Here is a 15,323-nt window from a genome sequence, read left to right on the forward strand (position 1 = left end):
ATATCAACAGCGCTGTAATTAGAGTGTTTTCCTTACTCGTTTATAAGTCGTGCGATAAATGCCTTAAGATATTTAGTTTCAGCGATGGCTGGATGGACAGGATGATCAGCCCCCTGCATCCCCTCAAAAACTACCTGTGCATGCTTTCTGTTTTTTCTGGCGCCACTACGTATCACATCAAGGAGTTCATCCCTGTGCAGGTGCATGGAACATGAGGCTGCAAGTAGGACTCCATCCTTCGGGAGCAGGCGCATGGCAAGCTCGTTGATACGGTGGTAGGCACGCAGGCCTTCTTTGTGATCTTTTTTTCTTTTAATAAATGCAGGAGGATCAACCACAATAACGTCAAACTGTTCTTCCTCGTCACGAAGGGCACGCAATACGTCAAAGGCATCCCCTTCCGCACCTGTGAAAATATCTCCCACTCCGTTTAACTGTGCATTTTTTTCAGCCATCTCAAGGGCAAAACGTGAGGCATCAACTGCCCAAACCTCTTTTGCACCCATTGCTGCCGCCTGTATGGCAAAGCTTCCAACATAGCTGAACACATCAAGAACCCGTTTCCCCTGGACGAAGTGACCGAGTTCAGCGCGGTTAGGCCGCTGGTCGTAAAACCACCCTGTTTTCTGGCCGTCGTAGAGTGGCGCAAACATTTTTACCCCGTTCTCAATAAGCTCAACCTCTTTTGGCGGGGTTCCATGGGCGGCCACAATCTCACTTGTCAATCCTTCAAGACTTCGCATGGAGCTGTCATTGCGCAGGAGAATTGATACAGGGTGAAGTAGGGATTTAAGAGATTCTACAATTTCATCTTTGAGGCTATCCATACCAAAGGTGTTGAGCTGAGCTGAGAGATGATCACCAAAGCGATCCACCACAAGACCTGGGAGCAGATCACTTTCTCCATAGACAAGTCTGTAACATGAGCTTTTATAGAGGGTTTCCCTGAGTTTTAAGGCCTGTTGTAGTCTTTGTAGCAAAAGGGACTGGTCAAGTTGCTCCACCTTTCGGCTCACCAGGCGCGCACAGATCAAGGATTTTGGGTTAATATACGCTGTACCGATTGTTCTGCCATCATGGCTCTCAACCCGTACCTGTTCCCCTGGAGTAAACTGTTTTAAGGGTGTTTCCTGGCTGTTCACCTCATTGCTGTATATCCAGAGATGGCCTGCGCGGAGTCTTCGATCTTCATTTTTTTTCAACTGTAGCTTTTTGATTTCCATGATTGTTGATGTCTTCAGGATATGTTGAGGGATAGGGTTTGTGTTTTTTTATTGGGGAGGCACCTGGAGCTAGCCATTATTGTACCACTTTAGTGTGATGTCAATTGTCTGATTTGGCCAATGGGTGTATAAATGAATCTATAACGATAAATAAGATCATAGAGCAGATGATCTGCATAGTAATAAACGGTTGAGGTGTATTCTTCAGCTAAAATGACAGACAATACAACAGAGGTATTGAGATGACCACTACAACAGACAATTTAAAGGAAGCATTCGCGGGTGAAAGCCAGGCTAACCAGAAATACAAGGCCTTTGCCAAGCGGGCGGAAAAAGATGGTTTTGCAAATATCGCAAAGCTCTTCCGTACAACTGCTGAAGCAGAACGAATTCATGCAGAAGGGCATCTCAAGGCTCTTGAAATGATTGCTTCCACAGCGGAAAACCTTCAGTCTGCAATTGATGGAGAGACCTTCGAGTTTGAAGAGATGTATCCACCAATGTTGGATAAGGCCCAGGAAGATGGTCACAAGGCGAAGACCATGTTTAAGTTTGCAGTGGATGCAGAAGAAGTACATGCGATCATCTACAAAAAAGCCCTTGAAGCTGTGAAGAATGGTGTTGATATGGACGTGAGCGACTTCCAGCTCTGTCCGGTCTGCGGATATATTGAAGTGGGTTCTATTCCAGAAAAATGCCCGGTTTGCGGAGCAAAAGGAAAAGTATTTGTTCTCGTTGATTAGTAGCTTTCTCAGGAAAAGCAGGCATAAAAAATAAGAAATTGAGTGTTGGGAAACTTGCTGATATCGCTCCATTTCCATGGCACTTATCCCGTTTATTGGGGTTAGTTTTTATACACTCGCTCGAAGTCTTCGCTTATCTGAAGTCTTCGCTTATCCGAAGTCTACGCTTATCCGAAGTCTACGCTTATCCGAAGTCTACGCTTATCTGAAGTCCGCAGAGCAAGATTGCTCTGCGGACTTTTTACTTGGGCTTACAGATGAATTTTACGTAGTTCTTTTTTATCAATCTTGCCCACACTCGTTTTCTCAATAGTAGTAACGTATTTGACCTTCATGAGGAGAGCCAGTTTTGTCATCAGTCCTTTGTCGATAAAGGCCTTTACGTGGTTAATGATTTCTTTTTCCTTAGGCGCGTCTCCACCTTCACCAAGGACGATCAGGGCAAGAGGCTTTTCCCCCCACTTCTCGTCTTCCATGCCGATGACAGCGACCTCTCCTACCCGTGGGTGCAGGTTGACAATGTCTTCAAGCTCAAGGGAAGAGAGCCATTCCCCTCCAACTTTAATCACATCCTTCATGCGGTCGGTAATGGAGTAATAATTTTCTGCGTTCTTTGTTGCGACATCACCAGTGTGCAGGTATCCACCCTTCCAGAGGGTTTCAGAATTTCTGCTATCTTTAAGATACCCCTGGGTAAGCCAGGGTGAGCGTACAACTATCTCTCCTACACTCTCACCGTCTGCGGGAACGTCATTCATCTCTTCGTCAACTATTCGAATCTGTGTCAGAGGTAGTGGCCGGCCGGTTTTGCAGCGAATCTCTGTGTCTTCCTCATCGCTTAACTCTTTGTTACCCACATGGGCAATGCTCAAAACAGGACAGGTTTCCGACATACCGTAACCTGTGAAAATGTCGATACCTCTCGCCTTTGCGGCTTGGCACATCTTTTTCGGAAGAGCAGCACCGCCTATAACCACCTTCCAATTGGATAGATCAATTTTCTCAAATTCGGGACTTGCCATCAACATACTGAGTATTGTGGGGACACAGTGGGAAAAAGTGACTTTCTCCCTATCCATAAGGGCGAGCAGACTGTTTGGAGCATATTTCCCAGGATAGACCTGTTTGACCCCGGTCATGGTCGCCATGTAGGGAAAGCCCCATGCGTGGACATGAAACATTGGAGTGATGGGCATGTACACATCATTTTGATGAAAGCGCCCTTGCTCAGCCGAGGAGGAAAGGGCCACAAGGGTTCCGAGGGTATGAAGTACCAGTTGTCTATGGCTGAAGTAGACCCCTTTGGGCAGGCCGGTGGTGCCAGTGGTATAAAACGTTGTCGCCCTCGTGTTTTCATCTAAATCTTCAAATTCAAACTCTGGGGAAGCCTTGGATATTAATTCCTCATACTCCCCTGCAACATGTATTGGAAGTTCCAGTATTGGCTCGCTCTCCTCATCATGGAGGATAACATATTGTTTGACGGTGTTGATCCTTCCCTTGATCTGATCAATGATAGGTAAAAACTCACTATTTACGAGAAGGTAGTCATCTTCTGCGTGGTCAATTGTGTAGATGATCTGCTCAGAAGAGAGCTTGACATTGACGGTATGAAAGACTGCGCCAAGCATTGGTACTGCGTAAAAACACTCAAGATACCTATGGCTGTCCCAGTCCATTATTGCAACCGTGTCACCAGGTTTTACTCCCATTTCTGTGAGCATATTTGCCAGTTTATGGACTCTTTCTCTAAACTCTCCATAGGTGAACCGAAGACTATCCCGATAGATAATTTCCTGATCTGGATTGTCCACAATGGGTGCAAGAAACATATTCTTAATAATAAGTGGATAGGAGTAGGCTGACTGGGTACGCGCAATGAGATTATCACTCATATTTTCTCTCCGGAATGAAATTGATATGTAATATGTAGTATGCTTTCAAAGCAGAAGAGCATAAATTGGCAAAGAATGCATATTTTTTTACTGCTGATCCACTTTGGCAGACACTTATTTTTTGCAATGATGGGAATGAGTATTATCTCTTTATAAAAATCGTACTGAACAGAGGTATTACAAACAACTTAATAAAAGGAAAGAATTCATATGCTCGCAACAGACAAGATTTCAGGCGCATTTAAAGCAATTGTTGAAGAAGCTGAGAAAATTGCACAGACATCACCAGCAGAGGATGTCGCCAAGGCTGCTAAGACCATTATTTCCATAGCCAAGCACCAGAGTGATATTCGTGGTGTTGAAGGTGGGAAATGTAAGTCAAAATCAGGATGCGGTTGTCACTCCTAAGGACGGCATTATTTTTTATGCCAGCTTCACAGGAGTAAGGCACTAAAATAAAAACCCCACCATCGCTTAATTGAGCGTGGTGGGGATTCATCAAATGCCAGACAACAATGTGGAAATAATTATGTAATATTTCCCCGTCAGCACCTTGGGTATTAATGTTCGGCTTCCGGATAGGCATGATCGAGGTCTTCTTTACTAAAGCTGACTGGTACACCTTCAAACGGAGTTCTTCTGGTTCCTGCAGTTCTTTTTGCGTCTTTCATGGATTTTAACATTTCAATACTTGCCATCAGTCCTTTAGAGTGTCTCGCCAGTCGAATAGACATGCCTGCAATCTGGGCCAGGCCATTAACAAAGTTGACATCACTTAGAGTAAATTCCCAAGGTTCTGAAGTATAGACACGTAGCGCGCCCATTATTTTTTTGTTCACCTGAATGGGTACAGAGAGGATTGAGGCGATACCTTCTTTTTGCGCAGCCTCAGGATATTGCAATCTTGGGTCGGTGGCTGTATCAAAAATTGCAATTGGACCATCATCTAAGGACTTGGTTATGGAACGTAGGGCACTTAAAGGGCCTTTGTTTAAGTATTCCTCACTTAGACCATAGGATGCTGCAACTTTAAGCTCGTGGCTAGAGTGGTCGAGTAGGAAGAGGGCACATCCCTTGATATCGAGAGCAGTTTTTATGCCCTCAACGGTCATAAGTGCAACCTCCTCCGGTTCTGTTGAGTGAGAAATTGTATTAACAACTCGCAAAAACACATCATAATTCAGTTGATCTTGCATAATATTCTCCTCTTGATTGAATCAATTGAAGCGGTGTACGGTGAACCGGCAGTTGCTGATCGCTACCAACATGGAGTATTGCGAGGATGCATTGTGGTCCCTGTTGTTTAGACCCCAAACTATGGAAAGCGAATGTACTGGTCCTTCATGTGTTAGCCAGAATCAAAAAAAGCCGAACCACCTCCTGTGAGGCAGCTCGGCTTTCTATATAGACCCGTGGCTTTCCGTCCCCGTCTTTCTACGGGTTTGGCTTTGTCTCAGTTGTCATACTTCATATCTACTATTGTATCGAATAGGTAAAGCCTATGTCAATGTCACAGCCTGGAATATTCTCTTTAGCCTGGATATACAAATTGTAAAAAAAAAGTAGGTACTCCCGAGATTGTGATTATTACTATGAATAATTGTAAATCGTAAACGAGTTTGATCTTAAATATTTTTTAAGGGTTTTAATAATATGGCAATTCAACCTAGTCTTTTTCCTGAACCAAAACCAACCATCGCAATTGTGGATATTGAAACCACTGGCTTTCTCAATCAAAAAGGTTTGATTGTTGAAATCGGAATTGTAAGCTTAAACCTTGGTACGGGAGAGGTAAAAGAAGAATTCAATAGCCTGGTACGGGAACCGGGTTTAAATCAGGCCCATGCAAGGCCTCCCTATGGCTGGATTTTTGGCAATTCCAGCCTGTCCTACGAAGAAGTTGAACAGGCACCTCTGCTGGCTGATTTATACGATGATATACAGGCTGTTTTCAACAAATATCCCACCGGATTAACAGCCTATAATGCGGCGTTTGATCTTCCCTTCCTGCGCTCCAGATCCTTTAGCTTTACTCCGCTACCCTGTCCAATGCTGGTGGCAACTCCGGTGGTTAATTTGCCACCCAACCCGGGTAAAAGAGATCCAAAGTGGCCCAAGGTGGAAGAGGCCTGGGATTTTCTCTTTGGAGATACGGGTTATGTGGAGAGTCACAGGGCTCTCGATGATGCCGCCCATGAGGCCGAAATTGTTTATGAACTCTATAAACGTGGCCATTATACCCTCCCGAAATAATAGTGATTTCACCTGTTCATCCTGTGTTTCGCTGAGGTTGTGGAATGCAGGAGGCGTTTTGGTGATTCAACGTTTTCTAATGTTCTGATATAACCCTTAAAATGATACCAATATGATACAGGCACTGGTCTTCGATCTTGATGGCACCCTGGCAAATACAGAGAAGTTGCATTTTAAAGCGTGGAGGAAGGCTCTTTTACAAAATGGAGTGGCTGAATTCACCTTTGAGGAGTTTCTGCGATATGTGGGAACCAGCAATGAAAAGGTGGCAAACGATTACAGAGAAAGTGATGGGATTCAAAAGAGCCAGAATGAGCTTGTGCGGGAAAAACAGACTATTTATATGGAACTCATCCCTGAGGTAGAGCTTTGTCGAGGGGCACAGGACATAGTGGATCGTTTCCGTGGGCAGATGCGTCTGGCCGTTGCTTCCTCGTCCCATGAAAAAGAAGTGAGGGCAATTTTAGAGATAACCGGGCTATTGCCACATTTTTCAGTTGTGTTGGGTGGTGACATGGTACAAAACAAAAAACCGGACCCGGAAATATATTTAAAGGCTCAGGGGGTTCTGGGAGTGAGTGGTATGAGATCAGTCGCCTTTGAAGACTCAGGGCCAGGGCTTACTGCAGCAAAGAAAGCGGGCATGAAGACAATTGCAATTCCCAATGAATTTACAAAAGCTCATGATTTTACACAGGCTGACGCCATTGTAGAGAGTTTTGATGCTGTGGATGATGCTCTTATAGGAAGCCTTTAGTCCAGGATGTAAAGGAATAATCCTGCTAAAATTTCTTATATGATCAGTTCTCCGTCGAGTTGAGACGTTATCAGAGTGATCTCTGGTGATTCCAGCGGTGTTGCTATTCCAAGACTGTAGTTGGGAGCAGGGATACAGCTTTTGAAGGTGTAGGGTGTGGTTGTCCAGTTGTCACCCAGATCTTTGGGAGACACCTTAAAGGTGGCGTCCTTTTCAGCAGCGTAGGTAAACGATAGTGATTGAAGAGGGACTCTGAGGCCTTGGCCTACAGCTTTTATAAAGGCTTCTTTGAGGGTCCATGATCTGTAAAAAAACTCCGAACGCAGTTGGTACGGGAGGTTTTTATAGAATTGCTGCTCCCTTGTACTGAAGACCCGTCCTGTTAGATCCTTCTCGTATTTTCTTGGTTGTAGAGACTCGATATCGCAGCCGATTTCTCTATGTTTGCTAATGGCGCAGCAGATCATCTCTTTTGTGTGGGAGAGGCTGAAGAAGAGATTGAGTGGGAAACTATTTTCAAACCAGAAGGGGCGACCCATTTCGTCTGGAATTGCTTCAGTTTGGTTGGTGTCGCAATCTGTATATCTTTTCAGTATATGGCGCAGCAGTATGCGGGATGCGATAAACTCTGACTTTTTGCTGGTCGGGCGGAATCGTTCGTATCTTATCAGCTCGTTTTCTGTGAGTAACAGATCGATAACTTCAAATGATACGTCTTCATGGCTCCAGCCGGTGATGGGGAGAAGCCAGACGTCTATTTGGTTAGTGGATAATTGCTGAATCATATGTGAAATTGGAAAATTATTGTACAACAGCCATGTCACTTGGGGCTGGGGCTATACATGATAGAAGTGTATCTGATTTTGGGTGTTTTAAATGCAGTTTACATCAGTGAAGGCATTGCCTTGAACATTTGCCCTTCAATCAGAGAATTGTCTCGTCATTTCTTTGTTATCTTGTAATGGGTAATGACCGCTTGTGAGCCAAGTAAATGGGGTACTTGTCGAAATTGTATCATGGTAATCGCTTCGAGGAAAAATTCATCAAAAATCGGTTGATGTCTCTCGAGTCATGATTGTGTAAAGAATGGCATAATTTGATTAATCATTACTTTCTTTGGCTGGTAATGTTGTCATTAAGTGCTTACTAAGTGATGAGTAAATACACGAAAAATGAGAATCCCGATAAGGTTGATACCCTCCATGGGGGTGCAAAAAAAATGAATTATACAAAGGATAAACAATGAAGAAATGGTTGGGAATTGTGATTGCTGTATTCATTTTACTTCTATCTTCCTGTACCCAGGAGACCCAGAATAAAATAGGTCGATCCATACAAAACTGGACAGGGACCGATGGTATTCTGGAAGTCTATGCAGGAAACACACTGGTGAAGCGGTTTATGAAAATTGATAAACTCACAACTGCAACTGCCACGGGTGGAAAATCAGAACGCGCCTATCGTTTCGGCTACGGAATACTTGATACAAACCTCAATGGTGAAGTGGATAGTGGAGAGAAAAAGGTCTATTTTGAATTTAGTGATTATTCCACTTCATATATCTTCTATGAAGACCCCAGGTAGGTTGAAAGGATAATGGCGCACTTATCTTTGTGTCCCTGAAAACACTACAGTGTTTTGTAAATGCGCTGTAAAACTATGTATTGTTGGTTTGTCCTGCGCTCAGGGATACATAGATTTTGGGCATTTGTGTATCATTAACTGCTACAGGTGAAAAACGGCAAGTTGTTCGGGATAATGTATCTCGGCACTATGTTCCGACAAACAACCTTTAGGTGATTAAATTCCTTCAGCTTGTGGCGTATTATTCCATTTAAAATGGTGCAATTTTCTTACCAGATCCTTTCAGCTGATTTCGACATATACAGGAAGGGCGTCAAGCTAGAGGGAAAGGCGATTTATTGCTTACCTTCGCCTTGGAAGCTCTACTAGGCAATTGCTCGCTCCATTGCAGATCAATTTTAGAGAAGAAGGCAGGTTCACCTGCACAGTCAAGCACCTTAATTCTTCGCATGTAGCAACATTAATTAACTTCGTTCTGGCAAGGTTCAGTTCAATGATAAATCGCTGACATTATGTGATCCGGAATAAGGCAAAGTATGAGATCTCTTCTCAAAGGACAGACGGCCAATAAGCATCTCATTCAGCATAAAATATCCTGACTAATCACATGTGTCGACAAGGGCATCAAATAGTATGAAATTTACCAAAAGGGTAAGTAAATGCTACGCGCTATATCTATAAACCAATTCATGCTTACCACTACACGTATGTGATCGATCATGAGAGAGTCCCGCAAGGTGAAATAGTATGAGGGATCTTCTGTCGCCTACGCCTGATATTACGCTCATTCAACTCAAACTAATCGCCTGAAGGAGTCTCTCGTGTCTTCATTTGATTTCGCTTTTAATCTAACTACAGTTCTGGCAGTTGCGGTAAAGCTGATGATCATTCTTGCCATCGCTATTGTTTTAAATATTATTCAGAAAAAAATGATTCCAAGGGCAATAATAGCTGGTACCCCAAAGATTCGAGATGAATCACATGATCAACTAGTCACCTGCACCAAAACAATGGCATATTTCATTACCAAAATTGTCACGACTATCATTTGGATCATTGTCTTTGTGATGGTTCTTGGTGCTATTAAATTTAATATTACCCCTTTACTGGCGACACTCTGTGTTGCTAGTCTGGGCCTTGGTTTTGCTATTCAGAGCATCATTCGCGACTATATCCAGGGCTTTTTTATTATTATGGAAGACTGGTACCGGATTGGTGATTGGGTTACCATTGCAGGAATGGAAGGTGAAGTTGAGGAGGTAAGTCCTAGATGTACAATATTACGAGAAATAAATGGCACGATGCATGTAATACCGCATAGCGAGGTGAAGTTTGCCAGTAATCAGACCAGAGACTGGGCGAGGATTAATCTATATGTAACGGTGGCTTATAAAGAGGATATCAGCCATGTTTATCAAGTGATAAATGAGGTATGCCAGCAACTGAAAGATGATCCCAGTTTTGGAAGGTACTTAACAACGATTCCATCTGCGATGCGAGTCAGCGATCTTGAGGATCATGGTGTTGACATTTGCATTCGTGGCCTTACAAAACCTGGAGAACAGTGGGGGCTGACCGGAGAACTACGCAAGCGAATCAAGAATCGTTTTGATCAGGAAGGTATCGAGATCCCCTGGCCTCACACCAAAGTCTATTTTGGAAATACACCATAAGTTGTAACAGCTACTGTTAGCTAGACCGGATTCTCATTTTACCAAATAGCTGTCTTTTCTTGGTGTATCTTCAAGAATTTTTATTACCTCGCCGATATCCTGCTCAATAAGTCGTACTATAAATGATGTAAGCGGTTGGATATTTTCCATTTTATTTAGCCTAGATAAATATTACCAGTAGTTATGCCTACCAGCCAGAAACTGAGTAAAGGTCTGAAATCGTAGAATCGTCTCTATTTACGGTTATGCCTCTGACGCCATCCGCCCAGAGGGGTCATCACCGGTTTTAATACTTTACTGACATCTCTTGCCTGTTCTACTACGTAAAAAGCGTCTTGATCCAGCTCATGTACTTTGGGGATCATCCATCTGAGGTCTCGCCGACGGCATGCCAGATATAACTCCAGGACCGGGCCATTCCTTCCTTCACCTGTAAAAACGGTTACAGGCTGACCTGTCTCACGGAAAGCCTTTGCGAGCTCTGGGCCACATTTGAGTGAGAAAACTTTCAGAATAATCATGCCAAAAGCCAACCGTTTCTCGACTAATATTCCAACTACGTTGCCAGTGGCATATCCTAGAGAATAGAAAATTATTAATATAGGCTTATCATTCACCTGACTTATCACTGCGCTGACAACTGTGATCCATATTGTCACTTCAAAAACCGCCAGGAAAAATGATAACACCGTACGGCCTTGGACAGTCACAATGGTTCTTACTGTACCGACAGAAACATCAAAAATACGTGCAATAAAAATTGTTAGCCCTGTTAAAAAGACAGCCGGATCTGCTATTGTTAAAAGATCTGTAAAGTTTGGAAATGTCATTGGTTTTCTCTTATAAAATTTTGATAATCAAGCCATGGAAAAAAATAATGGTATGCCAATTTTTATGTAATTAATAAATTTATAACCTCCTGACTCACGAACAAGGATGTTTACAAGTGCGAAAAGCACTGCTGTCGGACTGTTTGAGATGAAAAGACTTGTAAAAACATTTACAATGAAAATACCAGTTAGGAGGAGTAATTGATTTTCACCTCCAAAGGCTTGTAGCATAAAGTCAAAAATGATGGCGTCGTAAAAAGTCCGATCTCCTGCGTTGTAGGTTTTTAATGAAGGCCCGGCATACCACATGTATTGCCGTACCTCCATTAAAAACGCAACGACTCGGAGTCTCCCAAGGTCGCTTACCTGCATATCAAACTTTATAACTTAGCCATCTGGAGCTTCGAATGTACTTTTTTCGAGTTTATCAAAAATGAGAGTGCGTACATTAGCTTTCTTAAGAGCTAGAGGGTGTAATTCGGCAAGAGATAAACAGCGACCTTGTATAACTCACTGAAAGCTCGTAGATCCAGTCTATGTGAAGCTTGAAAAAATAAACATTAATGCCTACCGGGATAATAATTTCATAGCCGTCTCAAGCTCTCTCTTCTTTTGTGTTTTTAATAATCAGTTGACTTTGGTTTTCAGCATCCATGGGATCCTTGGCTGTAAGTGTAGTAACAGTTAGGGTTTCTTTTTGGATCAATTCATAATTGTTTTCACCGATATATTCCAGCAGCCAATCTCTCCATTGATGAACAGTTCTTCTCTGCATTTGTTGCCTCTCTCCAGAGATCTGGGGTATTAAATTATTTTCTTAAATCTAGCTTGATGCACCATTAAACTGAGCTAGATTGTTTGTATCAAAACAGGGCAGAGACCCATTATAAATCTCTCTCCGGCATCACTTTTAGGCAAGTGATAGCATCTGTGTGTAACGCTCCATGAGCTGACTCATAACAGGTTCAAGCTCCGCGGGATGAATGACCAGTAAGTCACCGGGTTCTACCTTTGAAAAAAGGTAATCCACCGCTTTTTCAGGTTCTGCAATGATTTCAATTTTATCGTCTTGTAATCCACCTTTAATCAACCCCTCATAAATGAGCTCTGAGGTTTCGCCCATCGGCCTATGACGAGGGTCAAAATCAGTCAGAATGATATAATCGTAGACTAGAGCCAAGGCCTCGCCGTACTCAATGATTTGCTCATTGGTCCGACTCCCTGTTCCGTGGCATAAAGCAATTTTTCTGCCATGGAAAATTCGTGGCAGTAACTTGGCCAGGGCACGAGCTGATTCGAGATTATGACCATAATCCAAAAGCACTTTGTAGGTCTGAAAGTCAAATAAATTCATTCGACCTGGATTTTGGTTTGCGGAAGGATAAAACGTCATAACTCCATTGCGGATCTGTTCAATGGGCAGACTCAAGCCATACAGAGCGCCGATTGCTGCCAGTGCATTGGAGACATTAAAGTCAACTATTCCGCCAAAGGTAATGGGAATCTCTTCCAGGGTACAAACTGCAATATCCAATTCGCTGTTTCTTATGATAACATCTCGTTTGTCCACGGTAACAGCAGTTCCTCCGGCGCGTACATGCTCTATAATTATTTTATTGTCAGGTTTGAGAGAAAATAAAATAATATTTCCGCAAGCACGATCTAAAACATCCATGGTGACACTATCGTCAGCGTTTAAAACTGAAGTACCAGTAGCCTTTACAGCTTCAATTACCGTAGACTTGACGAGACTCAACTCCTCCTGGGTCTCGATCCAATCTGTTCCCAGATGGTCACTCCCGATATTTAATAAAACTCCCACATCAACTTTTTCGACCCCAAGGCCTCTTCGGGCAATGCCTCCCCGAGCTACCTCCAGAACAATATGGTCCACAGTAGGTTCTCTGAGTACAATTCCTGCGCCCTCAGGGCCGCTGAAATCGCCATTCACAATAGGAATGCCATCAATGAGAACGCCTGTAGTGCAGGCCAGACCAACCTTTTTCCCAGAATACTTCAAGGTGTGGCTGATGAGTTTACAGGTTGTTGTTTTGCCATTGGTACCGGTTATAGCCAAAACTGGAACAGGTTCATAGTCCACAGGGAAAAGCATATCGATAAGGGGCTTTGCGACATTTCGAGGAAGACCATGTGTCGGTTCCAGATGCATCCGAAACCCTGGTGCTGCATTCACCTCAACCACTTTTAAGCCTGATTGATCTAAGGGGAGCGAGATATCCTGTGCTAAGGCGTCCACGCCAACAACATCGAGACCAATGATCCGAGCCGTTCGTTCAGCCATAAGACGAATATCAGGGTGTACTTCATCTGTAACATCGGTTGCAGTACCTCCTTGGCTGATATTGGCGGTGGTTTTTAAATAAATAGTCTCTCCTTTTAGAGGGACCGATTGTACTGAAAGCCCTCCCTGCCACAGGAGCCTTTCCGTCATATCATCGATTTCGATTTGAGTAAGAACCTTTTCATGACCAAACCCGCGGCGTGGGTCTCTATTCACCTCTTTAATGAGTGTTGCAATGGACGATTTTCCATCTCCAACAACATGAGCAGGTTCCCGCTTTGCTGCCGCCACAAACTCACCGTTTATAACCAGGAGCCTAAAGTCGGAGCCCTTGACGTATTCTTCAACTATGACATTGGAGTGGTAAGCTTTAGCAACCTTAAAAGCACGTATTAACTGATCTATATCGGTAATGTCAATTGTACCGCCATTGCCATGATTTCCCACATCAGGCTTAACTACAGCCGCGACACCAAGGTCTTTATATGCTGCAACAGCATCTTCTTCTGTCAAAACTACCTGGCCATATGGAACAGGAATGCCAGATTTTTCCAGAAGCCTCTTTACCTGGGTCTTTTCATCGGCAACCTCAACAGCAATAGCCGAAGTCTGGCTTGTTATTGAGGCTTGTATCCTTTTTTGACTCGCACCATATCCCAATTGAATATAGCTGTCTTCGTTCAGCCGGATAAAAGGGATGTCCCTCGACTGTGCCTCTTTGACAATACTCCAGGTCGTTGGTCCTAACATATCTTCTTCGCGTAACACCTTGAGCTCAGAAACAATCTTCTCGACCTCGACGCTTTTCCCTTCAGCGACAGCTTCGAAGAGCAGCACAGCTTCTTGTGCGGCCTTTAGGCCAGCAGACTCAATGCGATACCGAAAGACGATGATGTATATCCCCGGCTGGTCAGTGTCAAAGGATTTGCCATAACCAACTTCCATTCCAGCGAGACATTGTAGCTCAATGGCAATATGCTCAATGATGTGGCCTGCCCAGGTTCCCCGTTCGAGTCTCTGGATAAAGCCGCCGGGGGAGCCAATAGAACACCCGTGCTCCTGGAAGCTGGGAATAAGACCAACGAGTCGATCAGCAAATCCCTCTATCTTGGAGGATGGTCGTTGTTCATATTCCTTAATATCCAACACCATGAAAATGGCTGAGTGCCGAGTATATCTATTGGGGCCGCGAAGAGCTCTTAATTCTTTTATTTCTATCACTTAAGACTCCTTGGTTTTTGTCTGTGATTTCGGTTGCAAAAAGCGTTTGCTTTTAAAATCGTATCCATAGCCATTTACTAAGGAGTGTATGCGAATATTTTCCACTGCAATGGGTTCGCCTGGTTCGATGTCGATTATGTTAGAATGACCGATATCACCCCCATCAACGATAATTACCTGGCCAGTCCCTATGGTCTCGATTGTTCCATCTCCTTTGAGAATGACACCCGAATCTTCTCCTATCCCTACTCCAATACAGGTTGGATTCGTGGTGACAATCTGTACTAGACGCCCAATTCGGCCACGCGCGACAAAATGCGTATCAAAGATAATTTTTTCTACAAAACCAAAACCAGCAGTAGTAAGAACTTTGCCTTTAATGAGCCCTTCTTCACTTTTCCCTTCATAAATCATGGTATCTGAAAAGACGGCAGCTCCGGCACTTGTTCCGGCAATAAGAGCCCCAGCTTTAAGTCGATTTTGGATAGCCACTAGCACTTCCGTTCCGCCCAATACAGACGTTAGGCGGAGTTGATCGCCACCGGCCACAAAAACCAGATCCATCTCTTCAATGGATTGGGCAAGAAGGCTATCGTTTGCCTGTTCTCTGGTGGTAATATCTAATATATTGACTGAAGAAGCCCCAAGAGTACTAAAGACCCCGTGGTATTCTTTGCCGCGTAGATCTGGTTCTTCACTTGCCGTGGTGATTACAGCTACTTTGTAGTTTTTTTTGCAAACTTCCTGAACAACACGTTTGAGTACAAGTAAATCATTAACCTTGTCTTCATTTCCACCAATCGCAATAAGACGACCGAGAAATTTTGGGTTTAATGCCATAA

General features: G+C 43.6%; 15 protein-coding genes and 1 riboswitch. Of the genes, 6 read left to right on the plus strand and 9 right to left on the minus strand.

Annotated elements, in window-relative coordinates:
* Positions 1–32: 32 nt before the first annotated feature.
* Complete coding sequence (locus tag ACX6CI_RS22830) at positions 33–1,223, minus strand: class I SAM-dependent rRNA methyltransferase (RefSeq protein ID WP_458775958.1); 1,191 nt, start codon at positions 1,221–1,223, stop codon at positions 33–35.
* A 242-nt stretch (positions 1,224–1,465) separates the two neighbouring features.
* Here ACX6CI_RS22830 and ACX6CI_RS22835 point away from each other — a divergent pair, with 242 nt between their 5' ends.
* The gene (locus ACX6CI_RS22835) at positions 1,466–1,966 is read left to right on the plus strand and encodes a rubrerythrin family protein (protein ID WP_458775959.1); all 501 of its coding nucleotides are present in this window, start codon (positions 1,466–1,468) and stop codon (positions 1,964–1,966) included.
* A 251-nt stretch (positions 1,967–2,217) separates the two neighbouring features.
* Here ACX6CI_RS22835 and ACX6CI_RS22840 read toward each other — a convergent pair whose 3' ends face one another.
* Complete coding sequence (locus tag ACX6CI_RS22840) at positions 2,218–3,861, minus strand: fatty acid--CoA ligase (RefSeq protein ID WP_458775960.1); 1,644 nt, start codon at positions 3,859–3,861, stop codon at positions 2,218–2,220.
* A gap of 210 nt (positions 3,862–4,071) precedes the next feature.
* Here ACX6CI_RS22840 and ACX6CI_RS22845 point away from each other — a divergent pair, with 210 nt between their 5' ends.
* Positions 4,072–4,269: a hypothetical protein gene (locus ACX6CI_RS22845; RefSeq protein ID WP_458775961.1), complete on the plus strand. Its 198-nt coding sequence runs from the start codon at positions 4,072–4,074 to the stop codon at positions 4,267–4,269.
* Positions 4,270–4,421: 152 nt separating this feature from the next.
* Here ACX6CI_RS22845 and ACX6CI_RS22850 read toward each other — a convergent pair whose 3' ends face one another.
* Positions 4,422–5,057 carry a GAF domain-containing protein gene (locus ACX6CI_RS22850; protein WP_458775962.1) on the minus strand — a complete coding sequence of 212 codons (636 nt, stop codon included), beginning with the start codon at positions 5,055–5,057 and terminating at the stop codon, positions 4,422–4,424.
* 187 nt (positions 5,058–5,244) lie between these two features.
* A riboswitch (cyclic di-GMP riboswitch) is annotated at positions 5,245–5,318 on the minus strand.
* Between the two features lie 196 nt (positions 5,319–5,514).
* Here ACX6CI_RS22850 and ACX6CI_RS22855 point away from each other — a divergent pair.
* On the plus strand, positions 5,515–6,114 hold the full coding sequence (locus ACX6CI_RS22855; protein ID WP_458775963.1) for a 3'-5' exonuclease: 600 nt from the start codon (positions 5,515–5,517) through the stop codon (positions 6,112–6,114).
* Between the two features lie 112 nt (positions 6,115–6,226).
* Positions 6,227–6,871, plus strand: coding sequence for an HAD family hydrolase (locus tag ACX6CI_RS22860; protein ID WP_458775964.1), 645 nt, complete (start codon positions 6,227–6,229; stop codon positions 6,869–6,871).
* Between the two features lie 35 nt (positions 6,872–6,906).
* Here ACX6CI_RS22860 and ACX6CI_RS22865 read toward each other — a convergent pair whose 3' ends face one another.
* Complete coding sequence (locus ACX6CI_RS22865; protein WP_458775965.1) at positions 6,907–7,656, minus strand: 4'-phosphopantetheinyl transferase family protein; 750 nt, start codon at positions 7,654–7,656, stop codon at positions 6,907–6,909.
* Between the two features lie 457 nt (positions 7,657–8,113).
* Between ACX6CI_RS22865 and ACX6CI_RS22870 the strand changes: the two genes are divergently transcribed.
* On the plus strand, positions 8,114–8,455 hold the full coding sequence (locus ACX6CI_RS22870) for a hypothetical protein (protein WP_458775966.1): 342 nt from the start codon (positions 8,114–8,116) through the stop codon (positions 8,453–8,455).
* A gap of 821 nt (positions 8,456–9,276) precedes the next feature.
* Entirely contained in the window at positions 9,277–10,128 is an 852-nt protein-coding gene (locus ACX6CI_RS22875; protein ID WP_458775967.1) for a mechanosensitive ion channel family protein, read from the plus strand.
* A 233-nt stretch (positions 10,129–10,361) separates the two neighbouring features.
* On the opposite strand, the gene ACX6CI_RS22880 is transcribed toward ACX6CI_RS22875, so the two are convergent.
* The 5 genes from ACX6CI_RS22880 to ACX6CI_RS22900 form a co-directional block, all read right to left on the minus strand.
* Positions 10,362–10,958 carry a DUF2179 domain-containing protein gene (locus tag ACX6CI_RS22880; protein WP_458775968.1) on the minus strand — a complete coding sequence of 199 codons (597 nt, stop codon included), beginning with the start codon at positions 10,956–10,958 and terminating at the stop codon, positions 10,362–10,364.
* 27 nt (positions 10,959–10,985) lie between these two features.
* Complete coding sequence (locus ACX6CI_RS22885) at positions 10,986–11,330, minus strand: hypothetical protein (RefSeq protein WP_458775969.1); 345 nt, start codon at positions 11,328–11,330, stop codon at positions 10,986–10,988.
* A 223-nt stretch (positions 11,331–11,553) separates the two neighbouring features.
* A complete protein-coding gene (locus ACX6CI_RS22890) occupies positions 11,554–11,733 on the minus strand; it encodes a hypothetical protein (RefSeq protein ID WP_458775970.1) in 180 nt (59 codons plus the stop codon).
* A 135-nt stretch (positions 11,734–11,868) separates the two neighbouring features.
* Positions 11,869–14,481, minus strand: a complete 2,613-nt coding sequence (gene cphA / locus ACX6CI_RS22895; RefSeq protein WP_458775971.1) for a cyanophycin synthetase — start codon at positions 14,479–14,481, stop codon at positions 11,869–11,871.
* Positions 14,482–15,321, minus strand: a complete 840-nt coding sequence (locus tag ACX6CI_RS22900) for a cyanophycinase (RefSeq protein ID WP_458775972.1) — start codon at positions 15,319–15,321, stop codon at positions 14,482–14,484. It abuts the gene before it with no gap.
* Between the last annotated feature and the right edge of the window lie 2 nt (positions 15,322–15,323).

The organism is Desulforhopalus glucosivorans (genome assembly GCF_054397165.1).